Below are 24,601 nucleotides of genomic sequence, written 5' to 3'. Positions count from 1 at the left end.
GACCCTACGACCCCGCACCGACATTCCCTAACGTTGAGTAATGCGTCCACTCCTCCTGCTGGATTTCGACGGTCCGCTGAACCCGCACCGGGCCGACGGGGTGCCGCCGGGGTACGAGCGGCACGAGATCACTGAAGGGGCGAAGACCTGGCGGGTTCTGCTCAATCCGGTGCATGGGGTGCAGCTCAACGCGCTCGCGGACAGTTTCGACCTGGTGTGGGCCAGCAGTTGGGAGCACGGCGCCAACCGCCTGCTCGGACCGTTGCTCGGTCTGCCTGAGCTGCCGACGATTCTCTGGCCCGATCGCGCGCCGGTACGCCGGGGGTCCTGGAAGGCGCCGTACGTCGCGGACTGGGTGGGCGACCGTCCGTTCGCGTGGGTGGACGACGAGGTGGGGGAGTCCGAGCGAGCCCGGTTCCCGCAGGCTTTGATCCTTCCGGTCGACGCGCGCGCCGGGCTGACCGATCAGCATTTCGCCGTACTGCGGGAGTGGGTCCGAAAACCCTTTGCACACAAGGCGTTTCCACGCGATTCTTGAACAGCAGGTACACCTCCCGCGGAGGAGCCGTCCGGACAGGGCGGACGGCTCCCCGACGTACGTTGCCCGTGGCAACCCACCCGCCCTCGACCCTTTCGGCCGTCATGCTGGATGTTTCGCCGGCACGGTACGAGGAGGTACGACGTGGAGCCGCACGTGGCCAAGGAACGGATCGCGGCCGGCTATGCCCGGCTGTACGGCCCGCTGGCCGTGGTCTGTGTCGTGATCGCGTTCCAGCCGATCCTCGAGGGCACCTACGGGACGCTGTGGGAGACGGCCGCACGACCGGCCGGGGGCCCGGCGGTTCTGGGGTTGATGATGATGTTCGGCCTGGTCGTCGCGCTCGCCTGGGCGACCCTGCGGCCCGCGACCACAGCCGGCCCACCGGTCGTGATCGCGATCTTCACGGTGCTGATCGCCGTGATGCTGATCACGAAGCCGGGGACCGGGTCGGACCATCCGGGCCTGACATCCTTCGGGAATGCCGGGCTGGCGCTGACTTTGTGTGGTCTCGGACTGACGATCGGCCATCTGGTCCAGCTCCGGCGGGTGTGAACGCGGCCCGTACGATGGGCACCGTGACTCCTCAACCTGACGCCATCGGTACGACGACGAAGCGTGTGCTGCTGGCCGCGCCGCGTGGGTACTGCGCGGGTGTGGACCGGGCCGTGGTGGCGGTGGAGAAGGCGCTCGACCTGTACGGGCCGCCGGTCTACGTGCGCAAGGAGATCGTGCACAACAAGTACGTCGTCGAGACGCTGCAGAAGCGTGGTGCGATCTTCGTCGACGAGACCGACGAGGTGCCCGAGGGCGAGACCGTCATCTTCTCCGCGCACGGCGTCGCCCCGGTGGTGCACGAGGAGGCGGCCGCGCGGCAGCTGAAGACCATCGACGCGACCTGCCCGCTGGTCACCAAGGTGCACCACGAAGCGAAGCGGTTCGCCGCGACCGACTACGACATCCTGCTGATCGGCCACGAGGGGCACGAGGAGGTCATCGGCACCTCCGGCGAGGCCCCGAAGCACGTGACGCTGGTCGACGGCCCGGACGACGTACCGAACGTCACCGTCCGCGACCCCGAGAAGGTCGTCTGGCTGTCGCAGACCACGCTGTCGGTCGACGAGACGATGGAGACGGTACGGCGCCTGCGCGAGCGGTTCCCGCACCTGCAGGACCCGCCGAGTGACGACATCTGCTACGCCACCCAGAACCGCCAGGCCGCGGTCAAGAAGCTGGCCCCGGAAGCCGACCTGATGATCGTCGTCGGCTCCCGGAACTCGTCGAACTCGGTGCGCCTGGTCGAGGTCGCGGTCGAGCACGGCGCGAAGGCCGGCTACCTGGTCGACTACGCCGACGAGATCGACGACGCCTGGCTGGACGGTGTCGACTCGGTCGGCGTCAGCAGCGGCGCGAGCGTGCCGGAAGTCCTGGTCCGCGACGTCCTGCGCCGGCTGGCCGAGCGCGGGTACGGCGACGTCCAGGAGATCACGACCGCGGAGGAGAGCCTGACCTTCGCCCTCCCCCGCGACCTCCGCGCCGACCTGAAGGCAGCCGGTCTCCCCACCACCGGCACCTCCGACCACGCCTGGACTATTTGACCGTCACCTTGATGGTCTTGGTGAACGTGAACGCCCTGTTCTTGGCGGTGCAGTACCGCACTTCGTAGCGCAGCGTGTACGTGCCCGGCTTCGCGTAGGTGTGCGTCTCGATCGAGTACGTCTCGCGACCGGTCTTCCGCGTCGTACCACCGCATCCGGCCGAACCGCCGTCCGAACCGCCCTGGTCGCCATCGCCCCAGTAGTAGTTCGTGCCCCCGGACAGGTTGAGGAACGACGTGCCGGCGGGCAGGTTCTTCCCGTCGACCGTGGGCACGATGACGGTGCCCGAGACAGTCACCTTCACCGCGACGGTGCGGCCGGTGACGGTCGGCTTGAGCACGACACCGACTTGGATCGGCTGGACCGGCGGTGGCGTGTTCGTGGTGCCGGCTCCCGTTGTCGTCGTGCCCGTCGGCTTCACGGTGCCCTGGGTGGTCCCGGCGCCCGGCGTGCCGGTCGTCGTCCCGTGCGTGGTCGTTCCGGTCGTGGTCGGTGCCACCGTCGACTGTGTGCTGGTCGGGGGGCCGGTGACGATCGTCACCGGTGCGCTCGGGGTGTTGGTGACCGGCGGGCTGCTGCCGATGTCCGTGAGGTTGCTCGTGGCAACGGCGACGGCGACCACCGCGGCGGCGGCCAGGGTCAACGCACCGGCGGTACGACGACGCCGTACCGAACGGACTCGCGCGAATACGGACTCGCTCGGGACTGTACTGGGCGGCGGCGGATCGGCGACGAGCCGCTCGAACTGCTGCTTGAGATCGTCGGTCATGATTCAGCCCTCCTTCTGGGCCGGAGCGGAAACGGCGGCGACGAGGTGGTGCTCGCGGAGCTTGGCCAGCCCGCGGGAGACGCTCGACTTCACGGTGCCGACCGAGCAGCCCATGATCTGGGCGATCTCGGCCTCCGGCAGGTCCTCGAAGTACCGCAGGACCAGCGCTGCACGCGTACGGCGGGGGAGTGTGGCCAGTGCCCGCAGCAACAGATCCCGGTCGTCGACCGAGCCGTACTGCTCGTGGGACGGCGCCTCGGGCAACTGTTCGGTCGGCGTCTCGCCGCGCCACTTCCGCCGCCACCACTGCGTGCTGGTGTTCACCATCACGGTCCGCGTGTAACTCTCCAGCGCGTTGCCGCTCCGCAAGGAGTTGCGGTGGAACCACACCTTGGTCAGCGCGGTCTGCACCAGGTCCTCGGCCAGATGCCACTCACCGGTCAGCAGGTAGCCGAACCGCTGCAGTGCGGTAAATCTCCCGTCCACGAACTCTGCGAATTCGTGGTCGCGTCCTGGGTCCATCCCCAGCCCCCCATCTCGTTCAACTCGGTCAGACTTGTGATGCCCGAGCGGAGCGTAAAGGTTGAGCGCGGAAACGGACGATTTCAGACGCCGTCGTACGCCGCCTGTGCCTTCGTGATCGCGGGGAGGTGGGTTTCGGCCCAGTCGGTGATCACGCTGATCGGTCCGATCAGGGACGCGCCCATCGGGGTCAGGGTGTAGACGACCTTCGGCGGGATCTCCGGGTAGACCTCCCGGGTGATCAGGCCGTCGCGTTCCATCCGGCGCAGGGTCTGGGTGAGGACCTTCGGCGCGACCTGACCGATGCGGTCGCGGAGCTCGGTGAAGCGGAGCGGGCCGCTGCGCAGGCTCAGGACGACGAGCACCGTCCACTTGTCGCCGATCCGGTCGAGGATCGTGCGGGTCGGGCAGTTCGGGTCGAACGCGTTGCCTTTGGTTACCACAAGGTACTTATAGCACGTTGAAGTAGCCAGTTACCAATGGATACCGTCGAGGTCAGGTCAACAGACAAGGAGCAGAGATGAAGATCGCGGTGTTCGGCGCGAGTGGCATGGTCGGTAGCCGGGTGGCGGCCGAGGCGGTGGGCCGCGGGCACGAGGTGACCGGCGTGACGCGCTCGGGCGGCGAACTTCCGGACGGCGTCCGCGCGGTGCAGGGGAGCGCGAACGACGTGGCCGCGGCCAAGGAACTGGCGGCGGACTCGGATGTACTGGTCGCGGCGATCGGGCCGAGCCGGACCGGCGGAGACCACCAGGAGTACCTGGACGCGGTCGACACCCTGATCGCCGCGGTGCGGGGGACGGCGACCCGGCTGTTCGTGGTCGGCGGCGCCGGCAGCCTGGTGGTCGACGGCAACCGGGTGGTCGACGGCCCGGAGTTCCCGGCCGACTACAAGAACGAGTCGCTCACCGTCTCGCAGGCACTCGAGAACCTGCGCGCGAGCGATGTGAACTGGACCATGCTCTCCCCGGCCTTCGTGATCGCCCCGGGCGAGCGCACCGGCACCTTCCGCCTCGGCCTCGACGAGCCGGTCGGCACCAACATCTCCGCCGAGGACTACGCAGTAGCCCTGATCGACGAGGTGGAGAAGCCGGCCCACACCGGCCGCCGCTTCACGCTGGGGTACTGACTGGAGACAGACGCTGGGGACTGGGAACAGGCTATTGCGGCTCTTGTGACTGATATCTGGGTGGTTGGCACGGTCCGGGCGGCGGAGTATGCGTTCTCGACAGGACGTGTCGAGGGGCTGGGTAGTGCACCTGAGCGTGACCGCGCCCGGCGCGTACGGCGTCCCACCGGTGCTCTACCTGCCGAGCCGCCGCACCCCCCCGGCAAACCCAGGTCGCTGCACAGGGCTCCCCAAACCAGTTCGGGGAGCCCCGCGGCCCCCGGTAAGTCGTGCCCCGGGGAAGTCGTGGGTGGGCAGGTGTGGTTCTGCTCTGCTGCCCGACCCCGGGGCGAATCCCGAACAGCGGGGAAACAACGTTGCAGATCGCCCGACCGTTTCCTTCCCAACAAGACAGCTCACCCGCTCCGACGACACAACACACCGTCAAGGGACACTGCCGAAACCCACGACTCGATACACCCGACCGATAGCGGCAACCGAGGACACGCACCGAGAGCACGCACTGGGGACTGGGAACAGGCAATGGTGACTGGGGACAGGTAATACCAGGTGCCTACCCACCATTGCCTGTTCCCTGATCCCGGACCGGGTTGATCGCCGCCCACGCATCGGTCACAAGAGCCGCTATTGCCTGTGCCCAGTCACCGGCGGGTGTTCCCGGATCAGGTGCTGAGCGGCTTCCCGAGGTAGCCGCGGGCGAGCATCGTCACCCATTGGTAGACGGCGTCCTCGGCCGGGGCCAGCGGGCCGGGGCGGAAGTGCGGGGACTCCGCGCCGCGCTGGACCGACTCGCAGGCGGCCCAGTCCTCGCGGTTCGTGATGTCCCAGAACTCCACGGCGTACGACGGATCCGTCACCTCGGGCCGGAAGTACCAGGAGCACTCGATCGCGGTCAGACCCGGTGCGCGCGGCTCGAGGCGATGGGTCATCACGTAGTCGGGGTGCAGTGAGATCAGCAGGTTCGGGAACAGGCCGAGGTAGTTGACCTGCCGCGGGTCGACGCCGGCGATCGGGACTCCGAGCGACCGGCCGTCGAGCGACATCGTCTCGGCGTCCGGTCGCAGGTCCATCAGCCCGCCGACCCACGCGCCGGGCAGGTTCCAGTTGTCGCCCGAGGTCGGTGGTGACACCTTGCACAGCTCGGGATGGATCAGCGGGCAGTGGTAGCACTCGTGGTAGTTCTCCACGATCGTCTTCCAGTTCGCCGCCACGTCGTACGCGTGTCGCGCCTTCAGAACCAGGGTTTCCGGCGCGTACGGCGCGACGAGGCCGGTGATCCCGCCGAGATGGTCCTCGAACGCCGCCGCCGTACCGGTCGCGTTGACGAACAGCCAGCCCTGCCACACCTCGGTCGGCAGCTCGACCAGCCTGTACGGCGACGTGTCGAAGGAATCGCCCATCCGCGGCGCGGCCTTCACCGACCCGTCGAGCTCGTACGACCACCCGTGGTACGGGCACACCACGGCCCGCCGGTCACTCGTCTCGTCCCGCTGGAGCAGTTCGTGACCGCGATGCCGGCACGTGTTCGCGAACGCCCGCGGTACGTCGCCGAACGTGACGACCGTCGCGATGTCGCCGACGGTCACCTCGCGGTACGTCGTACCGTCGGACAGCTCGTCGACGCGGCCGAGGCACGTCCAGGTGCCGGCGAAGAAGTGCCGGCGTTCCCAGGCGAGCACCTCCGGATCGACGTACGCCGCCCGCGGCAGCATGACCGATTCACCATGCGGCCGCAGCGAGGCTTCCAGTGCGGGCGCGTCAACAGGAGGATTCGCCATTCACCAACTATCGGGCGTGTTCGACGTACTTGCCCAGCACGTAGTCCCAGCCCGTGTCGTAGCTGAGGCGGGCCCGGCCGCCGTCGCCGCGGCGCTCCCAGCCGGAGTGCACGAGTTGGACCTGCGTGCCGTCGTCGGTTGCGTCGAACGTCACCGTGACCTGGCCGGCCTCCGACGGATCCTGGCCGGGGTGCCAGCTGAAGCTCAGCGACTTCGGCGGATCCCAGTCGGACAGGGTGCCCCAGGTGGCGATCTCACCGTCGGCGCCGTACTCGACGATGCGCCCGCCGACGGCGCCCTCCAGGCGGACCTCGTTCGCCGCCGCCGCACCGACCGAGTGGCTGAACAGCGGCCACCACGCCGACGTCTCCGCGGTGAACGCCTCGAACGCGCGGTCGACCCCGACCGGTACGACGACGGTCTTGACCAACGGCGAGAGGTCTTGTTCCACAGTCATTTCCGTTCCTCCTCGGTCTGGCGAACGTGGTCGGCGTACGCCTGCAACGCGTCGCCCCAGAACTGGTCGAGCCAGCTGCGCAGCTCGCCGAGACCCGCCTGATGGACCCGGTAGATGTTCCGGGTTCCGCGCGACTCGTGCTGCACCAGACCGACCGCGCCGAGCACCTTCAGGTGCTGCGAGATCGCGGGCCGGCTGACGGGCACGCGCTCGGCCAGTACGCCGACCGAGCACGGCCCGCCGGTACGCAGCGTCTCGAGGATCGCCCGGCGCGTCGGGTCGCCGAGTGCGTCCAGCACCGGTCCGGCCGCTTCGAGTGATCCGTAAGTTCCCACGAACGGTAAGTTGCCACTAACCGAGCAAGGAGTCAAGCCTCGGCCTCAGCTGAACGGATCGAGGATCAGTCCGGCCTGCTGCGGGTTCCCGTCGTGGACGAGTGCCTCGTGGTTGCCGACGTCGTCGAAGGCGAACCCGTACGCGTGGCCGTCGGCCATCTGGGCGTGGATGATCTTCGAGTAGTGGTTGGTGACCGCGTCCTGGTAGAAGTTCGCGTCGTTGGGGTCCGGCTGGTTCGGGTTCGTCAGCAGCGTGGAGCGGTTGTAGCCGGCGCACAGCGTCCGGGAGATCGGGCCGCGGACCTGGTCGTTCGGCGCGTCCAGCAGCTTGAAGCAACCGAACACGCTGGCCGAGTCGGGCTTCTGGAACGACGTGACGACAGCGCCGGAGCTGTTCCTGAAGTTCATGACGCCGCCTTCGACCTTGCCGAAGTACTTGGTGTTCGGCTGGTCCCCGAACGGCGTGACCGTCAGGGTCTCGGAGCTGTACTTCGACCACACGCGGTTGATGTAGTCGTCCATCGCGCTCGCCGGGAGTGCCCCGGTCTCGACGCCGAACAGCGGGGAGAGCGCGCGAAGGACCGACCCGTCAGGCGCCGTCTGGATCAGGCCGCCCCACCCGCCGGGGGCGTTGCGGAGACCGTTGTAGATCGCGTTGTAGCCGCCGGCCTTGAGATGGCCGGTGGTCTTCGTGGATCCGTCCCCGGCCTTCACACTCACGGCGTACGGCGCCGAGACCATGTCGACCTGCGTGCTGTTGATCCACAGACCGCCGTCGTTGAGCGTGTACTCCGACCAGTGGAACAGGATGTTCCGGTTCGGATCGCTCGGGTTCTGTACGGCGGGTTGCACGAGGCCGCCCGTGGTGAGCTTGAAGACGAGCTTCTGGCCGTACGAGAAGTAGACGCGGCCGGAGAATTTCGGCATCTGGATCGTCACGGACTGTCCGTTGGCAGGTCCGGCGACCGACGCGTCCGGCGCCGGGGTCGGCGGGTTGCCGCCGGCGGGCCAGGCGTGGAACGTCCCCGAGGCGTCGGCCCAGCCCTGCTGCCCGGTGGCCAGGTTCGTGCCCAGGTTGTAGATGTAGACCGGGTCGCCGCGACCCGAGTTGTTGGTGATCGTCAGCGGAATCGTCGCCGGTACGGCCGCGTCGGCCGGCCGGTCCGGGGTCGCCGACAACACGCCGGCCACAGCCACCGCAGCCGCGATGACACCCAGCACTCTGGTTCTGAAGCGCATTCTTTTCTCCTCACGTCCGCCTGAGAGAGCGCTCTCATCGTTGCGTGAGGGGGACACCGACTGTCAACAGCTCGCTACTGTCGGCTTTCCGACAGCTACTGCGGGACGCCTTCGCCGGTGAGGCCGTCGACGGATTCGCGGATCAGGTCGGCGTGGCCGGTGTGGCGGGCGTACTCCTCGATCAGGTCGACCAGGATGTAGCGCAGGCTCGGCGACTTCCCGCCGCGGCCCTTCCACTGCGCCAGTTGGTCGACACCACCGACCGCGAGGACCTCGGCGACCGCGGCACGGGAACGCTCGACCGCCGCCTGCCACAGCTCCATCAGTTCTTCCGGGGAGTCGTCCGCGGCGCTGCCCCACTCCCAATCCGGGTCGGCATCCCAGTCCACCGTGTCCCATGGCGCTCCGAGCTCCTTGCCGAGGAGCCGGCGGGTGAAGTACTCGTCCTCGACCAGCGCCAAGTGCTTGAGCAACCCGCCGAGCGTCACGGTCGACGGCGGGTGCTGCTTGTTCAGCCCGGCCGAGTCCAGCCCGCCGCACTTCCACGCGAAGGTACGCCGATTGCGCTCGAGCGCCCCCAGCAAGGTGTCGGCCTCGGGTCCGGCGACCGGCGGCTCGGTGAGTGGTCCGTTGTTCATGGCAAGGACAGTAGCGAGGGTTCCGGACGATCACCTTCCGGAACGCTCAGCCGGTTTGCGACGGCGGCCAGCGCCTCGTGGTCGGTGACTCGTCCAGCGCGACGAACTCGGGTGCGGTGAGTGGACGCACGGACGCTTCGATCGACTCCATCGCGGTCAGCTCGGCCTCGGTGACATGCAGGTCGCGGAGCTTGCGCGCGGTGATGAACACCCGCCGCTCGAACGACCCGACCGTCCCGTTGTAGGCCTCCACCGCCGACGTGAGCGAGCGCCCGACGCGGCCGAGATGATCACCCATCGTGCCGAGCCGCTCGTACAGCTCCCGGCCGAGCTCGAAGACCTGCTGCGCGGACTCGGTCAACGCCGACTGGTTCCACGCGTACGCCGCCGCACGCAGCGTCGCGATCAGCGTGGTCGGCGTCGCGAGGATCACCCGGCGCTCAGCGGCGTACTCGAGCAGGGAAGGCTCGATGTCGAGCGCGGCCGACAGGAACGACTCACCCGGCACGAAGAGGATGACGAACTCCGGCGACGGCGACAGGCGGGTCCAGTACGCCTTCGCCGCCAACTGGTCGACGTGGGTGCGCAGGTGCCGGGCGTGCGCCCGCAACCGGTCCTCGCGGTACTCCGCGTCGTCGGACTCGCTCGCGTCGAGGAACGCGGCCAGCGGCACCTTCGAGTCGACGACCAGATTCTTGCCCTCGGCAAGCCTCACCACGAGATCCGGCCGCAGGATGCCGTCCTCCGCGACGGTCGTCGTCTGCTCGGTGAAGTCGCAGTGGGCAACCATCCCGGCGAGCTCGACGGTACGGCGCAGATGCAGCTCGCCCCACCGTCCGCGCACCTGCGGCTTGCGCAACGCGGTCGACAACGAGGCCGTCTCGCGGCGTAAGGCCTCGCCGCTCATCCGCACCTCGTTCACCTGCTGATGCAGCTGACTCTGCCACGCGGCACGACCCTGCTCGAGCTGATTCAGCTGCGCGTGCAGGCGATCCAGCGCTTCCTTGACGACGGCCTGCCCGCCCATCTGCTGCCCGACGCTCGTCCGCTCCTGCGTCAACTCGACCACCCGGTCCTCGGCCGCGTCACGCTCAGCGGTGATCCGCGCCAGCGCGGCACCGTCGCGCCCGCGCACCCACAGCACGCCGAACACAGCCCCCAGCAACAGCCCCACCACGAGGAAGAGCAGGATCAGCAACACCGTCGTACCGGTCATGTCACAGATAGTGCCGAACCCCACCGACAGTTTCTGAGAACCACGCCTAGGTCCGGGGCGCCGCCTCGAGGACGAACGCCGGTCCGGCGGTGGGAACGGTGGCGACGAGGTCGAGGCCGGCTGCTGCGAGAAGCGCGCGGTACTCGTCCGTCGTCCGCTCGCGGCCGCCGGTCATCACGAGCATGTTGAGGTCCGAGAACGCCGTACGTACGGGATCCGGCGACTCGTCCAGCAGTTGCTCCACCAGCAGGAGACGGCCGTGGGCGGGCATCGACTTCCGGCAGGTGCGGAGGATCTCGATCGACTCGGCGTCCGCCCAGTCGTGGATCACCGCCTTGAGAAGGTGCGCGTCACCTTCGGGCACAGCGTCGAAGAAGTTGCCGCCGACCACGAGACAACGCTCCGACACGCCCGCCGCGGACAGCAGGCCGGGTGCGCCCGCGACCACGTCAGGCTGGTCGAACAGCACGCCGCGAACCGATGGGTACCGCGACAGGATGCCGATCAGCAGGCGGCCACGCCCGCCGCCGACATCGACCACCGTCCCGTACCGGCTGAAGTCGTAGGCGTCGACGACCGCGTCGGACATCGTCTCCGACAGGGAGGTCATGGCCGCGTCGAAGGCCGCTTGCTCCTCCGGATGCTTCGCGCGGTACTCCCACACTGCCTCGCCGTGGACCGCCGGGAATGCCGTCTCACCTGTCCGGACGCTGTCCTCCAGACCGGTGTACGCCTGCCAGTGGGAGCCCTTGCCGATGAAGCGCGCCCAGCCGGCGACCGAGCGCGGTACGTCGGTCCGCAACGCCGTACCCAGCTCCGTATTGGTGTACTTCCCGTCGTCGACGGCGTACAACCCGAGAGCGGCCAGCGCGTGCATCAGGCGCGCCAACGCCCCTGCGTCCGCTCCGGTGGACTCGGCGAGCTGGGCGAGACTCTTCGGGCCTTCGGCGAGGACGTCGCTGATGCCGAGCGTGGCGGCGACGTGCACCGCTTGAGATACCTGGTACCCACTGGTCAGGCGGTGCAGCTCCCGGGAAGCATCCATGGCTCAGTGTGCGGCCCCGAGCGCCCCGACGTCAGCAGTTCATCGCGGGGAAGGTGTAGCCCTGGGCCTTCAGGAGTGGGAGGACCTTGTCCAGGGCCGCGACGGTCTGGGCCCGGTTGCCGCCGCCGTCGTGCATCAGGATGATGTTGTGGTTGTGCGCGTGGGTGAGGATGTTGTGCACGATCGCGTTCGTCCCCGGGCGGGCCCAGTCGCGCGGGTCGACGTCCCACAGCACCTGGACCATGCCGGCCGCCTTGATATCGGCGCGGACCTTCGGGTTCGAGGCGCCGTACGGCGGGCGGAAGCAGGTCGACTTGGGCCCGTCGAAGATCTCGTGGTGCCGCTTCGCCGCCGAGATCGCGGTCAGTTGCGGGTGCGTGATCGAGTGGCTGCCGATCGTGTGGCCGGCGGCGAGCACCTGCTCGCGCAGCCCCGGGTGCGCGGCCTGCATCGAGCCGAGCTCGAAGAACGTCGCGTGGGCGCCGTACTTCTTCAGGACCTGCAGGACCTTCGGCGTCCAGTACGGGTCCGGCCCGTCGTCGAAACTGAGGAACAGCACCTTCTTGTTGCCGGAGGCAAATTCTGCGGTCGGGTTCGGCGCCGGCTTGCGCGGCTTCGACGGCGGCGCGTTGAGCGTCGGTGTCTCCGTAGGTGTCGGCGCCGGCGTTGCCGTGCTCTGCGTGGTCGCGGCGGCGGGTCGCGGTTGCCGCTCGTGCCCGAGCGCCAGGACCAGCAACGAACCGACGACGACGGCCAGCGCCACCCCGGTCGCGACGAATGCGGCGAACTTACGGGACATGACTTTCCCCTTGTACCTAAGGCGGTTCCCCAGCGCCCCCTGGGGGCTTGTCTGCCGGTCCCACGCCTACTGCGGGGCACTCGGCACGGCACCTCGCCGCACGGGTGCAAAGGCCACGATGCTCCGCATCGAGACCTTCGCCCCCGCGCGCCGATGCACCGCACCGAGCACCTCCTCGCGACGGCGTGGGACCGGCAGACAAGCCCAGGCGCCCTCACACCACAGAAGACGCCTTACCTGTCAGCTTGGTTGGCGTTGCCGTGTTGCGGTGATGTCTCGACTGTTGCGGTTCCGCCGCGGTGGTACAGCCTTCCCTCCAGCGACTTCACGCTCGCGACCAGCACGAAACTCATACTCACCAGCAACGACCACGCGCCGAACTTCGCCGGATGGACGAGCCGCCACACACTCACCTGGTCGGGATAGTTCCAGGCGTCGAGGAACGTGCCGAAGTTCTCCGCGATCCACAGGAAGAACCCGATCAGCGCGAACGACAACGCCAGCGGCATCCGGTAGCGCCGTACGCCGACCGTGAAGAAGACCCAGGTACGACGCAACACGACGAGCAGACCGAGCGCGATCGGGATCCGCAGGTCGGGGATCCACTGATGCGTGAAGAAGTTCGCGTAGATCAGTACCGCGAAGATCGTGGTCAGCACCGGCCGGTAGTTGCTCACCCGGAGGTCGAACCGGCGCCAGGCCTGACACAGGTAGCTGCCCACCGCGGCGTACATGAACCCCGCGAACAGCGGCACGCCGGCGACCTTCGTCACCGCGTCGCCCGGGTACTGCCACGAACCGACCCGGACCTTGAACAGTTCCAGCCCGAGCCCGACCAGGTGGAACCCGAAGATCACCGCGACCTCACGCCAGGTCTCCAGCCGCACCACCCAGAACAGCAGCGTCAGGCCGAGGCAGTAGATCAGCAGGGCGTCGTACCGGGCGATCGGGAGGTGGACGTACTTCGAGATCGCCAGGCCCGCGAACAGGAACCCCGGAAACAGGCACGACACCACCTCCAGCCACCCGAACCGCAGGAACTGCAGGCATCCGAACACGAAGCGTGAGGAGATCCCGATCCGATCCGTCCAAGTGGTCACAGGATGGAGACGTTGCTTGCGATGGCCTGGTTCGGACATCTAGGACATCTAGGAACAGCCTTGGGAGGTGGGGAGCATGGTGGTTTTCGAGACTGACCGGCTGGTGGTGCGGGACTGGGCGGACCCGGACGGCGACCGCGTCTTCGACATCTACCGTCGCTGGGAGGTGTCCCGCTGGCTCGGCGCCGAGCCCCGGGTGATGACCGATCGCGGGGCGGCGACGAAGGCGATCATGCGGTGGAACGAGCGCAGCCGCGAGGCGCCGTACGGCGTCTGGGCCGTCGAGGAACGGGCCACCGGGACGATCGCGGGCACCGTACTACTGGCCCCGCTACCGGACCCGACGGACGGTACCGCAGGCCGTGGCGAGGTCGAGGTCGGGTGGCATTTCCATCCGGACGCCTGGGGCCGCGGCCTGGCGACCGAGTCGGCGCGGGGTGCGATCGAGCACGGGTTCCGCGCCGGGGTCGGGCAGATCTATGCGGTCGTCCGCCCGGACAACGTCGCGTCGCTGGCCGTCTGCGGGCGGCTGGGCATGCGCCCGATCGGCCGCACCAGCCGCTGGTACGGCGCGGAGCTCGAGGCGTTCCTGATCTGACGATTGGGGTACTTCGGTGTTCGCCGCGTAACCTTGACGCCCGTGGCACTCACCATCGGAATCGTCGGGCTCCCGAACGCGGGCAAGTCCACCCTGTTCAACGCGCTGACCAAGAACGACGTACTCGCCGCGAACTACCCGTTCGCGACCATCGAGCCGAACGTCGGTGTGGTCGGTGTCCCGGACCCGCGGCTGGGGAAGCTCGCCGAGCTGTACGGCTCGCAGAAGGTGATTCCCGCCACCGTCCAGTTCGTCGACATCGCCGGCATCGTCCGCGGCGCGTCGGAGGGTGAGGGCCTGGGCAACAAGTTCCTCAGCCACATCCGCGAGTCGGACGCGATCTGCCAGGTCACCCGGGTGTTCCGCGACGACGACGTCACGCACGTCGACGGCAAGGTCTCGCCGGCCGACGACATCTCCACGATCCAGACCGAGCTGATCCTCGCCGACCTGCAGACCGTCGAGAAGGCGATCCCGCGGCTGGAGAAGGAAGCCCGGCTGAAGAAGGAGAGCGCCGTCGTCCTGGAGGCGGTCCGGGAGGCGCAGAAGCACCTCGAGGCCGGTACGCCGATCATTGCCACCGACGTGGACCGGGACGCGATCCGCGAGCTGATGCTGATGACCGCGAAGCCGTACCTGTACGTCTTCAACTGCGACTCCGACGAACTCGCCGACGAGGACCTCAAGCAGAAGATGCGGGACCTGGTCGCGCCGGCCGAGGCGATCTTCCTGGACGCGAAGTTCGAGGCCGAACTGGTCGAGCTCGGCGACGAGGACGAGGCCCGCGAGATGCTCGCCGAGATGGGCATCGAGCAGCCCGGTCTCGACGTACTGGCGCGCGTCGGGTTCGACACCCTGGGCCTGCAGACCTACCTGACCGCCGGTCCCAAGGAATCCCGCGCCTGGACCATCAAACGCGGCGCCACCGCCCCCGAGGCCGCCGGCGTCATCCACACCGACTTCCAGCGCGGCTTCATCAAGGCCGAAATCGTCTCCTTCGACGACCTCATCGAAGCCGGCACCCTGAACGCCGCCCGCTCCGCCGGCAAGGTCCGCATGGAAGGCAAGGACTACGTCATGCAGGACGGCGACGTGGTCGAGTTCAGGTTCAACGTCTGAGTAACAGAAAAAGAGGCGGGGTTGGGGCGGACGGACGGCGACCTCGTGGAATTCAGGTTCGCGCTGCCCACCTGAAACGACCAGCAGAACTCCCCACCCCAACCAAGCCGGTACCGCAGGGGAACCCGATGAGATGGGCATCCGGGGAGGATCCTGTGCCGTTTCGGGGGCAAAACCCTCCCCGGACCAGCTGTCTCCCTCTCCCAGACACCCTCTTACAGCGCAGGCCACTTAGCCGGCGGAGCCCATTGCCGCAGGAGTTCGCTCTGGGTGAGGCACGCTCACACCCGATCGATGGATGCGTCGATTCGCCAGCCGATACCGACATGGTCTGATGGCGACAGGTGGGTCAGAGGCCCGAGCGGAGCCTAGCAAGCGGCCCGATCCTCAGAGACCCAAGCGGATTCCGGTCGGGTCGAGGTCCTCGGTCAGGTCGCCCGGGACGGGGTAGCGTCTGGTTGATTCCCGACGGAGGGCGAGGCGTGGTGAGCTCGAAGAAGAAGCCCTGGACCGTTCAGTGGCATATCGGCGCGGACGGCACCGTGATCAGGCAGCGGTCGAAGGGCGACCAGCCGCATCAGCAGCTGTACGGAAGTTACACCACGAACAGGCGGCTGGGGCTTGCGGAGCTTGATGCCCTGGACTATCGGCTCGCTCGGGACAAGAAGGTCATCGGCGGGTTCGTCGGCGGGCTCCTCGTCCTCACCGCTGCGGCGTTCGCGTGTTTCGTGGTCGGCGTTGTCCTCGGGTGGCTCGGGGTCGATGCGGCCCGGCGCGTCGTGATGCCCGCGGTGATCGTCCTCGTCGTCGTGATGATCGCCGCCGGCGGAGGGCACGGCCTGATGATGAGCCGGTGGCATCGGGCCTGGAATGAGGCCGGCTTCGAGTCGCCCAGCCCGGTGACGATGTCCGCTCGCGAGGCACGCGAGATCGTCGGAGCGCCCGGTGCGGTGTCGGGTCGCAGGACCAAGGTCGAAAGAGCCTGATGCTCAGGAGACCAGCCGCTTGGCTGCGGGCTGGTTGACCTCGGACCAGAGGGTGTCGAGGGACAGGCCGAGGACGTCGGCGATGGCTGCGATGGTCGGGAAGGCCGGAGTGGCGACGCGGCCGGACTCGATTTTGCGGAGGGTTTCGGGGGAGACGCCGGCGTCCAGGGCGGTTTGGAGCATCGAGCGGGTGCCGCGGGCGCGGCGGAGGAGGGCGCCGAGGCGTTCGCCGCGCTCGACCTCTGCGGGGGTGAGCGGCAGTCTGACCATGACCCGATAATAGTACCGGGATAATAAGACCGGTATAGTTATTGCATGATCGAGATCCTGGATGCGCGTGAGCTGGCGCAGGCGAAAGAGAGCGGTGCGCTGGTCGGCGGGATTCTGCAGTCGCTGAAGAGCCGCACCGTGGTCGGCACGAACCTGCTGGACATCGACCAGTGGACGAAGGCACTCATCGCCGAGGCCGGAGGGCAGTCCTGCTACGTCGATTACGAGGCGTCGTTCGGGCGCGGGCCGTTCGGGCACTACATCTGTACAGCGGTCAACGACGCCGTACTGCACGGAAAGCCGTCCGATTACCAGCTCGCTGATGGTGACCTGCTGACGCTTGATCTCGCCGTTTCGCTGGGCGGGATCGCCGCCGACGCTGCGATCAGCTTCATCGTGGGTGAGACCAAGGCTCCCGAGGATCTCGCGATGATCGACGCGACCGAGCGTGCGCTCGCCGCGGGGATCGCTGCCGCTCGGCCGGGCGCGCGGGTCGGCGACATCTCGCGAGCGATCGGGACCGTGCTCGGCGCCGCGGGGTACCAGATCAACATGGAGTTCGGCGGCCACGGGATCGGCTCGACGATGCACCAGGACCCGCACGTCTCCAACATGGGCCGCCCTGGCCGCGGCTACCAGCTCCGGCCCGGCCTGCTGCTCGCCCTCGAGCCGTGGGTCATGCAGGACACCGCCGAGCTCGTCACCGACGACGACGGCTGGACCCTCCGCAGCGTCACCGGCTGCCGCACCGCCCACACCGAACACACCATCGCCATCACCCCGGACGGCCCCGAGATCCTCACGAAGCCGAGCGCCTGATGGCTAGTGGGTGTTGGCGATTTCGCGGGCGGCGTTGCGGACCAGGGTGACGAGTTCGGGTGGGGCTATGACTTGGGCGGCGCCGGCTTGGGCGAGGACGGCGGCTTGGGCTTCGTCGGGGTTTTCGAGGTCGGCGTGGACGATCCACCAGGCCGGGTCTTCGGTGGGGAGTATCGGGGCGGTTGGGCGGAAGCGGCGGATGGCGTGGTCGCGGACCTTCAGGACTATTGGGTAGGACGGGCGCGTGGCCTGGAACTCGCGCTGGGACTGGGACCAATAGGCGGCCAGGTCGAAGTCGGCCGGTCTGGTGAAGATGTCGGTGGTGAGCTCGGCCGAGGTCAGGCGGGACAGGCGGTAGTGCGGAGACGGCCGTCGGTGCGCGCGGCGACCAGATACCAGGTACGCGCCTTCGCCACGAGCCCGAGCGGCGCAACCGCAAACGAGCCGCGCGGTGGTTCGCCGTACGTGATCTCTAGATGGCGTTCTTCCCAGAGGGCTTGGCGGCACAGGTCGAGCCAGCGGGGGGATTCGCGGCGGTCGTCCCAGCCGGCGTGGTCGATCAGGAGGCGTTGGCGGGCGTATTCGGCCTCGCGGCGGGTGCTTTCGGGGAGTGATGCGATCAGCTTGGTGACGGCGAGTTCGCTGGAGGCGTCGAGGCCGAGGTCGGCGAGGACGTGGGCGGTCGCGCCGACGAAGACCGACATGACCTCCGACGGCGTCAGCCCGGTCAGCCGGCTGCGGTAGTCGGGCAGCAACGTCCACCCGCCGCCGCGCCCGCGAATCGAGTACACCGGAACACCGGCAAGGCTCAGCGCGTCGAGGTCACGCTGAATCGTCCGCGGCGAGACGTCGAGTGCGGCGGACAGCTGCGCAACCGTCGACTGACCACGAGTCTGCAGATGCAGCAACAGTCGGAGGAGCCGTTCGGCACGCATCCTCCGACTATCTCAAGAAAACAAGCCAACGGCTGTCGTCTTTAGAACCTACGTTCGCCCCATGACAGCCGTCGACGTGAGCGATGAGTGGTGCGGTGCTGTGGGCCTCGCGCTTTCGAGGCCGGCGTGCGGCGGGGTATGCGTACATGGCTACGTCCCGTCGTTCGGTACGGAAATGCGGTCGCTCGGTGGCGGGCGGGCGGGCTAGCGTGATCGGCATGGTTGATGCCAAGTTCGGGGTCGGGCGGTTGGCTGCGGTTTATGACGGGTTTGAGCCGGATCGGGTGGATCTGGAGCATTACGTGGCGATGGTGGGTGAGTTCGCCGCGCGGCGGGTGGTGGATGTGGGCTGTGGGACCGGGGTGCTGGCTTGTCTGCTGGCGAGAGACGGAGTGGACGTCATCGGTGTCGATCCGGCGGATGCTTCGCTGGAGGTTGCTCGGGGCAAGGAGTTTGCGGACCGGGTGCGCTGGATCCACGGGGACGCGACGACGTTGCCGGCGCTCGAGGCGGATCTCGCGGTGATGACGGGGAACGTGGCGCAGGTATTCCTGACCGATGAGGAGTGGGACGCGACGCTGCGCGGCGTGCATGCGGCGTTGGCCACGGACGGGCGTTTCGTGTTCGAGACGCGGGATCCCGCGGCGCGGGTGTGGGAGGAATGGGGGAAGTGGACGCGGGAGAACACGTACCAGGTGGCGCCGGTCCCGGACGGCGGGACGGTGGAGACCTGGGGTGAGCTGCTCTCGGTCGAGCTGCCGTTCGTGTCGTTCCGCGGTACGTACGTGTTCTCGTCCGACGGCGCCGTACTCACCTCGGACTCGACGCTGCGGTTCCGGGAACGTGATGAGCTCGAGCAGTCGCTCACCGCGGCCGGGTTCGCGGTCGACGACGTACGGGACGCGCCGGACCGCCCCGGCAAGGAGTTCGTCTTTATTGCTAGGCGGCTTTGAGCAGCGCGGTCAGGGTGTGGTGGGCGGTGCGGGACATGACCGGGTTGGTTTCGACGTAGTACCAGAGGCAGCCGACGGCCTGGGCGAACGCCCAGCCCATGCCGCGGCGCCAGTCGGCGTCGTCGCTGCCGAGCGCGGCGCGGAAGGCCTCGCGGGCGGTGGGGTCGAAGAGGTTCCACGCGGGCTGCAGGTCCATCGCCGGGTCCGAGACCGTGAACATGCCGACGTCGATCACGCCGGCCAGCCGGCCGTCCTGGGCGAGCAGATTGCCGGGCATCAGATCGCGATGCGTCCACCCGTCCGGTTCGGTGCGCGGCGTCGTCCGCAGGTCGGCCCACAACCGGGTCAGGGCGTCGACGTCGATCATCCCGCGACTGCGCTCCAGGCAGTCCGCGACCCACTCGTCCTGCGAGGTCAGCAGCCCGCCACGCCCAGGACTGGTGAAGACGCGTCCGTCGGTCGGCTGCGCCCGCAAGGCGAGCACGAAACGCGCGAGATCCTCGGCGAAGACGGTTGACCCGGCGACATCGGCGTCGTACGCGATGGTGCCGTCGACCCAGGTCTGCACCGCCCACGGCAGTGGATAACCAGCGCCCGGCGTACCGATCGCGACCGGCGCAGGAGTCGGGTACGGCGACATCGCGCGCAACCGCCGCGCCGCATCGGCCTCGTCCTCGAGTTCCCGCTGCACCTCCGCCGCGTCACCGGGCTGGATCGGGAACCGGGCGGCCAGTTCGTCGCCGATCCGGAACACCGCGTTGACAGTCCCGTGCGACGGTACGGGACGCACCGCGAGCGCACTCCAGTCCGGGAACTGATCCTTGACGAGCCCTTCGACGAGCTCGACCGTTACCTCCAACTGCCCTTCGTGCATCACGCCCCGAAGTATCCGGGAGCGGCACGACAGCCGCACACGATTTAGACCAGGACTGCAGGGGCGACCCGAGCGGATCCGATCCCACGGTCCGGTTTGCCCAGCCGGAACCGGACCTTGCCCTTCAGGACAGTCCCGGACTCGGCCTGCCCGTCGACCAGAGCCTCGCCGGGGAACAGCGTGAAGGTCCACCGCTCGTTGTCCTCGCAGTCCGGCGGCGTCTCCCCACATTGCAAGACGCGAGCGCCCCAGACCTGACGGGTCATCCATTGCCGGGTGTCCTGCCCGTCCACGACGAAGTCGTCCGCGGCGATCACGTCGTTGTAGCTGCCGAGCGACGGGCCGTACGACCCGATGACGGTCGCCACGAGCTGCCACGGACGATCGCCGGGCAGCACGACCCCGGCCGGCAGGCGCTCGTCGAACACATCGGGCGACGGCGTTGGGCGGACCTCGTCCGGCAACGGGCCGCGGGTGTCGAGCAGCGCGGGGTCCGGGACGAGGAGTACGCCGTACTCGACCTCGTCGGCGAAGCGGGCCGCGGCGAAGTGCTCGGTCAGCGCACGGGTGGCGTCCTCGGCGCGTTGCCAGGCGAACGTGTCGAGCAGGTACTCGCGAGTGATTGCGGGGAGGCCGCGGTCGCGGACGAGGTCGGCGACCGGGCCGGTGCTCCAGGCCGTGACGAGCCGATCGAGGGACGAGGCAACGAAATCGTTCATCCCGGACGAGGTTAGTCGGCGGGTCGGACAGTTCTCAGTGGGTGGCGAGAGGGCGGGCGCGGTCGGTGGCCAGGCGGATCGCGAAGACCGCGAGGGCGGTGCCGGTGAGGTAGCGGTGGATGCGCATCCAGGTCGGGCGGCGGGCCAGGAATACGGCGACCGAGCCGGCGGTGATCACGAAGACGGCGTTCATGGCCACGCCGACCGTGAGCTGGGTGAGCCCGAGGATCATGCTCTGCAGACCGACATGACCGCGGGACGGATCCAGGAACTGGGGGAGCAGCGAGATGTAGAGGATCGCGATCTTCGGGTTCAGCAGGCAGGTGAGCAGGCCCATGCCGAACAGTTTGCGCGGGCGGTCCGGCTCGAGTTCCTGGGTGGCGAACACCGACGTACCACCGGGGCGGAACGCCTGCCAGGCGAGCCAGAGCAGGTACGCCGCGCCGGCCAGCTTCAGTGCGACGTAGATCTCGGGGACCAGTGCGAAGAGGGTCGCGAGGCCGGCGCTTGCCGCGAGCAAGTACGTGAGGAAGCCGAGGCCGACACCGGCCAGCGAGATCAGGCCCGCGCGGCGGCCCTGGGCGATCGAGCGGGAGATCAGGTAGATCATGTTCGGTCCCGGCACGATCACCAGACCCAGCTCGACCAGGGCGATCCCGAGCAGTGCCTCGTTGCTGACCAGCATTCCTTGTCCCTCCCTCGACGTACTCCGAACCTACAGCTGCGCCTGACCCGCCGGCGGGAATTTCCGCGAGCTGGAATCCACTCGCGGGTAGTACTCACCCTCGGTTAGCGTGGGGTCGGTACGCCTACGGTTTGTGAAGGAGACGGTATGAGCGACAAGTCCAGCGAGCCGGCGGACGATCTGCAGAAGAAGTTTCGGGAAGCGCTCGAGAAGAAGAACGCCGGGAAGCACTCGCATCCGGGATCCGGAGTGCGGGGGCAGGGCGTCGGCGACGCGCACAACGACAAGCAGAAGCGCCAGTTCCGGCGCAAGTCCGGCAGCTGAGTTCCGCCAAACTGTTCCATCCATCCGCATGAGCCCCGGGTTGCCGCCCGGGGCTCGACTATTGTCGGCACTGTGAGTGAGCCGCCGGGGCGTGAGGTGGTCGCGTTCGACGAGGTGGCCGCCGACGCCGACCTCGCGGAGCAGTTCAAGGTCGCCGAGGGGGATCCGGTGATCGCGACCCCGCGCGAGGCCGAGCTCCTGAAGGCCACTCAGTCGCTGCCGATGCTCCTCCTGCGCCGCAACAGCCGCGACACCGCCGGTGAGCCCATCGAGGTCGTCCGCTCTCTCTACCGCGGCGACCGCGTCGGCTTCCGCGCCACCCTCCGCCCGTAGCCCGGATCTCCAGGCCATCACAATCGGCACCCGCGCGAGCGCACTTGTGATGGCCTGGCGGTCCGCGTTCCCCGACTGCTCACGGACCGGTCGCCCTCGTTCTCAGCCTCGATCGGTTGCGGGGTCGGGCTGTCGAACGGTGAGCAGCTCGGCCAGTCGCAGGACCTCCGGTTCCCAGCCCTGACGGTGGTTCGCGGCGTCCTCGGCGGTCGCGAAGCCGGTGTGGCTGAGCAGCATGCGGGTGCCGTCGGGGACCTCGGACAGTTCGACCTCGACGCGGGTCGGCTCGTCGTCGGTGCCGTCCCACTTCCAGCTGAACACCAGCCGGCGCGGCGGCTCGACCTCGAGGTAGGTCCCGCGCACCACGTACGGCCCCATCTCCACGACGTACGAACCACCGGTGCGGACGTCAGCCTGCACCTTCAGGTCGAGTTTCGGGTTCGGGCAGTACCACTGGACCAGGAGGTCGGCCCGCGTCCAGGCGTCGTACACCCGTCCGATAGTTGCCGGAAGCACCCTTTCGATCCGGATCTCAGTGTCCATCGCCGTCCCCTCGCAGGAGTTCTTCCAACCGGTCCACGGTGCCGTTCCAGTACGCCGTGAGGTCGCCGAGCCACTGCTCCACCTCGGAGAACGCCTCCGGCCGGAGCGAGCACACGACGGTACGGCCGACCCGCCGCCGGCTCACCAGCCCGGCGTCGACCAGCACCGTGACGTGCTTGGTCATCGCCGGTGGCGTGATCCGGTGCGGCTCGGCCAGCTCGCCCATCGTCGCGTCACCCCGGCTCAGCCGGCCGACGACGGCCAGCCGGGTCGGGTCCGCGAGCGCTCCGAACGTCGTACTCAGCACCCGCAATACTTCACCAAATGGTGAACTGTTCTGTCAAGGGGACGGACATAGGCTGGCCGCATGAGGCAGCCGTTCACCGAAGTCAGCGGAATCGCCCGCCACTGGGGGTTCGAGGACCTCGCGTCCACCGGCCCGGTGCAGCGCCTGACCCTGTTCACCGGCGTACCGGTCCAGCTCGTCACCGGGTACGCCGAGACGCGCGAGCTGCTCGCCCATCCCGACGTGGTGCGCTCGCCTCTCGACGGGCCGCACCGCGACAGCGTCATGGACGACCTGATCGCGCGCACCGAGCAGCACATGCTGGGCGCGAACCCGCCGGACCACACCCGGCTGCGCAAACTGGTGACGGCCGCGTTCACCCGGCGCCGGATCGAGGCGCTCGAGCCGAGGATCCGGGAGATCGCCACCGGCCTGCTCGACGAGATGGCTACCGCGGACGAGCCGGTCGACCTCGTGAACGCGTACAGCTACCCGCTGCCGATCACCGTCATCTGCGAGCTGATCGGCATTCCGGCCGTCCGGCGCGACGACTTCCGCCGCTGGTCGTCGGTGTTCGTGAACGCCGCCGTGTACACCGCCGAGGAGTACGTCGAGGCGACGACCGCGATGCTCGCCTTCGTCCACGGGCTGATCGTGCAGAAGCAGCAGGCGCCGACCGACGACCTGTTGTCCGCCCTGATCGCGACCCGCGACGGCAGCGACCATCTCAGCGAGGACGAGCTGACCTCGATGGTCTTCCTGCTCCTCGCGGCCGGCCACGAGACGACGGTCAGCCTGATCACCAACGGAGTACACGCTCTGCTTCGGCATCCCGACCAGCTCGAGCTGCTGAAGAACGAGCCGGAGCGGCTGCCCACGGCCGTCGAGGAACTCCTTCGGTACGACGGTCCGCTGCAGGCCGCGATCCCGTACGTCGCCGCCGCCCCGATCGACATCGCCGGGACCCGGATCGAGGCCGGTGAGGTGATCGTGTTCGCGCTGCTCCCGGCGAACCGCGACGTACGGAAGGTCGAGCGGGCGGACGAGCTCGACATCACCCGGACCGACACCGCGCACCTCGCGTTCGGGCACGGCATCCACCACTGCCTCGGCGCCCCGCTCGCGCGGCTCGAGGGCCGGATCGCGCTCGGTCTGCTGTTCGAGCGGTTCCCGCGGCTGCGGCTCGCCGTGCCCGAGCAGGATCCGCCGCGGCACCCGAGCCTGCTGATGAACGCGATCCGCGAACTCCCTGTGCTGCTCTGACCTCAGCCAGTGGCATCGGCTGAACATCGGGTGAACCAGGCCTGAATCACAGCGGTGGGATTGCGGCTCTCTTGACGATGAATGGCATCCTTGGCCAGGTGACGGAGCTGATAGAGGTCGCGCGACACCTGCTCGGCCTTGCGATGGCCTCGCACTGGCTGCTGCTCATCCTGTTCGCCGCGGCCCTGATCGACGCGGTGTTCCCGGTGGTGCCCAGCGAGGGCATGGTGATCACGGCCGGTATGGCCGCGGCCGCCGGCCACCAGAACCTGCCGCTTGTCATCGCGGTCGCGATGGCCGGCTCGGTCATCGGCGAGTCCGTCTGCTACTTCCTGGGCCGCGGCTCCGGACCGGCGCTGCACCGCTGGATGAAGCGCCAGGAGCGCCGCCAGCAGCTGTACGAGAAGGTCTCGGCCGCGCTGCACTCGCGGGGCGGGCTGATCCTGATGACGGTCCGCTACGTCCCGGGCGCCCGGATGGTCGCGACGCTGACGGCGGGCGCGACGCGGTACTCGTTCAAGAAGTTCATCGTCTTCACCTTCGCCGGCGTGACGATCGCCTACACGTACGTCGCCCTGCTCGGGTACCTCGGCGGTGACGCGTTCGCGCACGACCAGCTGAAGGGGCTCGCGTTCAGCCTGAGCCTGGCCGCGGTGATCGGTCTCGTCGTCGAGACGTCCCGCCGGATCGTGGTCAAGCGCCGCGCGATGAAGGTCACAGGCGCTTAACGA

At 68.4% G+C, this 24,601-nt stretch carries 33 protein-coding genes; 13 read left to right on the top strand and 20 right to left on the bottom strand.

The genetic code is table 11. The annotated features are described in order from the left end of the window. Positions 1-40 precede the first annotated feature (40 nt). From E0H50_RS06640 to E0H50_RS06630, 3 genes are all read left to right on the top strand, one after another. On the top strand, positions 41-538 hold the full coding sequence (locus E0H50_RS06640; protein ID WP_131285698.1) for an HAD domain-containing protein: 498 nt from the start codon (positions 41-43) through the stop codon (positions 536-538). Positions 539-682: 144 nt separating this feature from the next. After that, positions 683-1,093 (top strand): hypothetical protein, encoded by a 411-nt coding sequence (locus E0H50_RS06635; RefSeq protein WP_131285697.1) that lies wholly within the window; start codon positions 683-685, stop codon positions 1,091-1,093. Between the two features lie 14 nt (positions 1,094-1,107). Continuing rightward, entirely contained in the window at positions 1,108-2,136 is a 1,029-nt protein-coding gene (locus E0H50_RS06630) for a 4-hydroxy-3-methylbut-2-enyl diphosphate reductase (protein WP_131286046.1), read from the top strand. On the opposite strand, the gene E0H50_RS06625 is transcribed toward E0H50_RS06630, so the two are convergent. The 3 genes from E0H50_RS06625 to E0H50_RS06615 form a co-directional block, all read right to left on the bottom strand. Next, positions 2,129-2,905, bottom strand: coding sequence for a hypothetical protein (locus E0H50_RS06625; protein WP_131285696.1), 777 nt, complete (start codon positions 2,903-2,905; stop codon positions 2,129-2,131). The two genes, E0H50_RS06630 and E0H50_RS06625, sit on opposite strands and share 8 nt — an antisense overlap. 3 nt (positions 2,906-2,908) lie before the next feature. Beyond that, positions 2,909-3,427 carry a SigE family RNA polymerase sigma factor gene (locus tag E0H50_RS06620; RefSeq protein ID WP_131285695.1) on the bottom strand — a complete coding sequence of 173 codons (519 nt, stop codon included), beginning with the start codon at positions 3,425-3,427 and terminating at the stop codon, positions 2,909-2,911. Between the two features lie 83 nt (positions 3,428-3,510). Next, the gene (locus E0H50_RS06615; protein WP_131285694.1) at positions 3,511-3,870 is read right to left on the bottom strand and encodes a winged helix-turn-helix transcriptional regulator; all 360 of its coding nucleotides are present in this window, start codon (positions 3,868-3,870) and stop codon (positions 3,511-3,513) included. A gap of 77 nt (positions 3,871-3,947) precedes the next feature. On the opposite strand from E0H50_RS06615, the gene E0H50_RS06610 reads away from it, so the two are divergent. Continuing rightward, a complete protein-coding gene (locus E0H50_RS06610) occupies positions 3,948-4,556 on the top strand; it encodes an NAD(P)-dependent oxidoreductase (protein WP_131285693.1) in 609 nt (202 codons plus the stop codon). Positions 4,557-5,218: 662 nt separating this feature from the next. On the opposite strand, the gene E0H50_RS06605 is transcribed toward E0H50_RS06610, so the two are convergent. From E0H50_RS06605 to E0H50_RS06560, 9 genes are all read right to left on the bottom strand, one after another. Further along, entirely contained in the window at positions 5,219-6,334 is a 1,116-nt protein-coding gene (locus E0H50_RS06605; protein ID WP_131285692.1) for an aromatic ring-hydroxylating oxygenase subunit alpha, read from the bottom strand. A gap of 7 nt (positions 6,335-6,341) precedes the next feature. Next, the gene (locus E0H50_RS06600) at positions 6,342-6,791 is read right to left on the bottom strand and encodes an SRPBCC domain-containing protein (protein WP_131285691.1); all 450 of its coding nucleotides are present in this window, start codon (positions 6,789-6,791) and stop codon (positions 6,342-6,344) included. Beyond that, a complete protein-coding gene (locus tag E0H50_RS06595; protein ID WP_202868033.1) occupies positions 6,788-7,126 on the bottom strand; it encodes an ArsR/SmtB family transcription factor in 339 nt (112 codons plus the stop codon). Before E0H50_RS06595 ends, E0H50_RS06600 begins: the two co-directional genes overlap by 4 nt. 45 nt (positions 7,127-7,171) lie before the next feature. Continuing rightward, on the bottom strand, positions 7,172-8,365 hold the full coding sequence (locus E0H50_RS06590) for a glycoside hydrolase family 64 protein (protein WP_131285689.1): 1,194 nt from the start codon (positions 8,363-8,365) through the stop codon (positions 7,172-7,174). 95 nt (positions 8,366-8,460) lie between these two features. Further along, a complete protein-coding gene (locus E0H50_RS06585; RefSeq protein ID WP_131285688.1) occupies positions 8,461-9,003 on the bottom strand; it encodes a DinB family protein in 543 nt (180 codons plus the stop codon). A 46-nt stretch (positions 9,004-9,049) separates the two neighbouring features. Beyond that, a complete protein-coding gene (locus E0H50_RS06580; RefSeq protein ID WP_131285687.1) occupies positions 9,050-10,219 on the bottom strand; it encodes a DNA recombination protein RmuC in 1,170 nt (389 codons plus the stop codon). Between the two features lie 46 nt (positions 10,220-10,265). Beyond that, positions 10,266-11,264, bottom strand: a complete 999-nt coding sequence (locus E0H50_RS06575) for a methyltransferase (protein ID WP_131285686.1) — start codon at positions 11,262-11,264, stop codon at positions 10,266-10,268. A gap of 31 nt (positions 11,265-11,295) precedes the next feature. Next, positions 11,296-12,063: a polysaccharide deacetylase family protein gene (locus tag E0H50_RS06570; protein WP_131285685.1), complete on the bottom strand. Its 768-nt coding sequence runs from the start codon at positions 12,061-12,063 to the stop codon at positions 11,296-11,298. A gap of 233 nt (positions 12,064-12,296) precedes the next feature. Next, complete coding sequence (locus tag E0H50_RS06560; RefSeq protein WP_238150809.1) at positions 12,297-13,163, bottom strand: DUF817 domain-containing protein; 867 nt, start codon at positions 13,161-13,163, stop codon at positions 12,297-12,299. Between the two features lie 76 nt (positions 13,164-13,239). Here E0H50_RS06560 and E0H50_RS06555 point away from each other — a divergent pair, with 76 nt between their 5' ends. The 3 genes from E0H50_RS06555 to E0H50_RS06545 all read left to right on the top strand — a co-directional run bounded on the left by E0H50_RS06555 (position 13,240) and on the right by E0H50_RS06545 (position 15,866). Beyond that, positions 13,240-13,761, top strand: a complete 522-nt coding sequence (locus tag E0H50_RS06555; protein ID WP_131285684.1) for a GNAT family N-acetyltransferase — start codon at positions 13,240-13,242, stop codon at positions 13,759-13,761. A gap of 42 nt (positions 13,762-13,803) precedes the next feature. Continuing rightward, complete coding sequence (ychF, locus tag E0H50_RS06550) at positions 13,804-14,880, top strand: redox-regulated ATPase YchF (protein ID WP_131285683.1); 1,077 nt, start codon at positions 13,804-13,806, stop codon at positions 14,878-14,880. A gap of 482 nt (positions 14,881-15,362) precedes the next feature. After that, positions 15,363-15,866 (top strand): hypothetical protein, encoded by a 504-nt coding sequence (locus E0H50_RS06545; protein WP_165547014.1) that lies wholly within the window; start codon positions 15,363-15,365, stop codon positions 15,864-15,866. Between the two features lie 3 nt (positions 15,867-15,869). On the opposite strand, the gene E0H50_RS06540 is transcribed toward E0H50_RS06545, so the two are convergent. Then, positions 15,870-16,136, bottom strand: coding sequence for a helix-turn-helix domain-containing protein (locus E0H50_RS06540; protein WP_131285681.1), 267 nt, complete (start codon positions 16,134-16,136; stop codon positions 15,870-15,872). A 45-nt stretch (positions 16,137-16,181) separates the two neighbouring features. Here E0H50_RS06540 and map point away from each other — a divergent pair, with 45 nt between their 5' ends. Next, positions 16,182-16,955 (top strand): type I methionyl aminopeptidase, encoded by a 774-nt coding sequence (map, locus tag E0H50_RS06535; RefSeq protein ID WP_131285680.1) that lies wholly within the window; start codon positions 16,182-16,184, stop codon positions 16,953-16,955. A 3-nt stretch (positions 16,956-16,958) separates the two neighbouring features. Here map and E0H50_RS44650 read toward each other — a convergent pair whose 3' ends face one another. Beyond that, positions 16,959-17,183, bottom strand: coding sequence for a WCX domain-containing protein (locus E0H50_RS44650; RefSeq protein WP_475009211.1), 225 nt, complete (start codon positions 17,181-17,183; stop codon positions 16,959-16,961). 110 nt (positions 17,184-17,293) lie between these two features. Then, positions 17,294-17,890 (bottom strand): helix-turn-helix transcriptional regulator, encoded by a 597-nt coding sequence (locus tag E0H50_RS44645; RefSeq protein WP_131285678.1) that lies wholly within the window; start codon positions 17,888-17,890, stop codon positions 17,294-17,296. Positions 17,891-18,108: 218 nt separating this feature from the next. Between E0H50_RS44645 and E0H50_RS06520 the strand changes: the two genes are divergently transcribed. Continuing rightward, complete coding sequence (locus tag E0H50_RS06520) at positions 18,109-18,843, top strand: class I SAM-dependent DNA methyltransferase (protein ID WP_131285677.1); 735 nt, start codon at positions 18,109-18,111, stop codon at positions 18,841-18,843. Here the strand turns inward: E0H50_RS06520 and E0H50_RS06515 are convergent. Genes E0H50_RS06515 through E0H50_RS06505 form a run of 3 tightly spaced genes read right to left on the bottom strand, consistent with a single transcriptional unit; the run spans position 18,830 to position 21,121 of the window. Further along, positions 18,830-19,717, bottom strand: a complete 888-nt coding sequence (locus tag E0H50_RS06515; protein ID WP_131286044.1) for an aminoglycoside phosphotransferase family protein — start codon at positions 19,715-19,717, stop codon at positions 18,830-18,832. The two genes, E0H50_RS06520 and E0H50_RS06515, sit on opposite strands and share 14 nt — an antisense overlap. 44 nt (positions 19,718-19,761) lie before the next feature. Next, a complete protein-coding gene (locus E0H50_RS06510; protein WP_131285676.1) occupies positions 19,762-20,436 on the bottom strand; it encodes a hypothetical protein in 675 nt (224 codons plus the stop codon). Between the two features lie 34 nt (positions 20,437-20,470). Then, entirely contained in the window at positions 20,471-21,121 is a 651-nt protein-coding gene (locus E0H50_RS06505) for a LysE family translocator (protein WP_202868031.1), read from the bottom strand. 147 nt (positions 21,122-21,268) lie between these two features. Here E0H50_RS06505 and E0H50_RS42780 point away from each other — a divergent pair, with 147 nt between their 5' ends. Both E0H50_RS42780 and E0H50_RS06500 read left to right on the top strand, forming a co-directional pair. Beyond that, positions 21,269-21,445 (top strand): DUF5302 domain-containing protein, encoded by a 177-nt coding sequence (locus E0H50_RS42780; protein WP_157996243.1) that lies wholly within the window; start codon positions 21,269-21,271, stop codon positions 21,443-21,445. Between the two features lie 72 nt (positions 21,446-21,517). Continuing rightward, a complete protein-coding gene (locus tag E0H50_RS06500; protein ID WP_238150808.1) occupies positions 21,518-21,778 on the top strand; it encodes a UTRA domain-containing protein in 261 nt (86 codons plus the stop codon). A 102-nt stretch (positions 21,779-21,880) separates the two neighbouring features. On the opposite strand, the gene E0H50_RS06495 is transcribed toward E0H50_RS06500, so the two are convergent. After that, positions 21,881-22,321, bottom strand: coding sequence for an SRPBCC family protein (locus E0H50_RS06495; RefSeq protein ID WP_131285675.1), 441 nt, complete (start codon positions 22,319-22,321; stop codon positions 21,881-21,883). Then, a complete protein-coding gene (locus tag E0H50_RS06490) occupies positions 22,311-22,628 on the bottom strand; it encodes an ArsR/SmtB family transcription factor (RefSeq protein ID WP_131285674.1) in 318 nt (105 codons plus the stop codon). The genes E0H50_RS06495 and E0H50_RS06490 overlap by 11 nt, the downstream gene beginning before the upstream one ends. 60 nt (positions 22,629-22,688) lie before the next feature. On the opposite strand from E0H50_RS06490, the gene E0H50_RS06485 reads away from it, so the two are divergent. After that, positions 22,689-23,870, top strand: coding sequence for a cytochrome P450 family protein (locus E0H50_RS06485; protein ID WP_131285673.1), 1,182 nt, complete (start codon positions 22,689-22,691; stop codon positions 23,868-23,870). A 98-nt stretch (positions 23,871-23,968) separates the two neighbouring features. After that, positions 23,969-24,598, top strand: a complete 630-nt coding sequence (locus tag E0H50_RS06480) for a DedA family protein (RefSeq protein WP_131285672.1) — start codon at positions 23,969-23,971, stop codon at positions 24,596-24,598. Positions 24,599-24,601 lie beyond the last annotated feature (3 nt).

Source organism: Kribbella sindirgiensis, assembly GCF_004331435.1.
GTDB lineage: Bacteria > Actinomycetota > Actinomycetes > Propionibacteriales > Kribbellaceae > Kribbella > Kribbella sindirgiensis.
This window is presented reverse-complemented; position numbering and strand designations above follow the sequence as displayed.

Excerpts from the sequence above, each read along its gene's own strand:
- E0H50_RS06515 (WP_131286044.1), bottom strand. The coding sequence starts at position 19,717 with ATGCACGAAGGGCAGTTGGAGGTAACGGTCGAGCTCGTCGAAGGGCTC.
- E0H50_RS06590 (WP_131285689.1), bottom strand. The coding sequence starts at position 8,365 with ATGCGCTTCAGAACCAGAGTGCTGGGTGTCATCGCGGCTGCGGTGGCT.
- E0H50_RS06570 (WP_131285685.1), bottom strand. The coding sequence starts at position 12,063 with ATGTCCCGTAAGTTCGCCGCATTCGTCGCGACCGGGGTGGCGCTGGCC.
- E0H50_RS44645 (WP_131285678.1), bottom strand. The coding sequence starts at position 17,890 with ATGCGTGCCGAACGGCTCCTCCGACTGTTGCTGCATCTGCAGACTCGT.
- E0H50_RS06510 (WP_131285676.1), bottom strand. The coding sequence starts at position 20,436 with ATGAACGATTTCGTTGCCTCGTCCCTCGATCGGCTCGTCACGGCCTGG.
- E0H50_RS06520 (WP_131285677.1), top strand. The coding sequence starts at position 18,109 with ATGGTTGATGCCAAGTTCGGGGTCGGGCGGTTGGCTGCGGTTTATGAC.
- E0H50_RS06505 (WP_202868031.1), bottom strand. The coding sequence starts at position 21,121 with ATGCTGGTCAGCAACGAGGCACTGCTCGGGATCGCCCTGGTCGAGCTG.
- E0H50_RS06605 (WP_131285692.1), bottom strand. The coding sequence starts at position 6,334 with ATGGCGAATCCTCCTGTTGACGCGCCCGCACTGGAAGCCTCGCTGCGG.
- E0H50_RS42780 (WP_157996243.1), top strand. The coding sequence starts at position 21,269 with ATGAGCGACAAGTCCAGCGAGCCGGCGGACGATCTGCAGAAGAAGTTT.
- E0H50_RS06600 (WP_131285691.1), bottom strand. The coding sequence starts at position 6,791 with ATGACTGTGGAACAAGACCTCTCGCCGTTGGTCAAGACCGTCGTCGTA.
- E0H50_RS06540 (WP_131285681.1), bottom strand. The coding sequence starts at position 16,136 with ATGGTCAGACTGCCGCTCACCCCCGCAGAGGTCGAGCGCGGCGAACGC.
- E0H50_RS06585 (WP_131285688.1), bottom strand. The coding sequence starts at position 9,003 with ATGAACAACGGACCACTCACCGAGCCGCCGGTCGCCGGACCCGAGGCC.
- E0H50_RS06610 (WP_131285693.1), top strand. The coding sequence starts at position 3,948 with ATGAAGATCGCGGTGTTCGGCGCGAGTGGCATGGTCGGTAGCCGGGTG.
- E0H50_RS06495 (WP_131285675.1), bottom strand. The coding sequence starts at position 22,321 with ATGGACACTGAGATCCGGATCGAAAGGGTGCTTCCGGCAACTATCGGA.
- E0H50_RS06555 (WP_131285684.1), top strand. The coding sequence starts at position 13,240 with ATGGTGGTTTTCGAGACTGACCGGCTGGTGGTGCGGGACTGGGCGGAC.
- E0H50_RS06640 (WP_131285698.1), top strand. The coding sequence starts at position 41 with ATGCGTCCACTCCTCCTGCTGGATTTCGACGGTCCGCTGAACCCGCAC.
- E0H50_RS06630 (WP_131286046.1), top strand. The coding sequence starts at position 1,108 with ATGGGCACCGTGACTCCTCAACCTGACGCCATCGGTACGACGACGAAG.
- E0H50_RS06485 (WP_131285673.1), top strand. The coding sequence starts at position 22,689 with ATGAGGCAGCCGTTCACCGAAGTCAGCGGAATCGCCCGCCACTGGGGG.
- E0H50_RS06625 (WP_131285696.1), bottom strand. The coding sequence starts at position 2,905 with ATGACCGACGATCTCAAGCAGCAGTTCGAGCGGCTCGTCGCCGATCCG.
- map (WP_131285680.1), top strand. The coding sequence starts at position 16,182 with ATGATCGAGATCCTGGATGCGCGTGAGCTGGCGCAGGCGAAAGAGAGC.
- E0H50_RS06575 (WP_131285686.1), bottom strand. The coding sequence starts at position 11,264 with ATGGATGCTTCCCGGGAGCTGCACCGCCTGACCAGTGGGTACCAGGTA.
- E0H50_RS06580 (WP_131285687.1), bottom strand. The coding sequence starts at position 10,219 with ATGACCGGTACGACGGTGTTGCTGATCCTGCTCTTCCTCGTGGTGGGG.
- E0H50_RS06620 (WP_131285695.1), bottom strand. The coding sequence starts at position 3,427 with ATGGACCCAGGACGCGACCACGAATTCGCAGAGTTCGTGGACGGGAGA.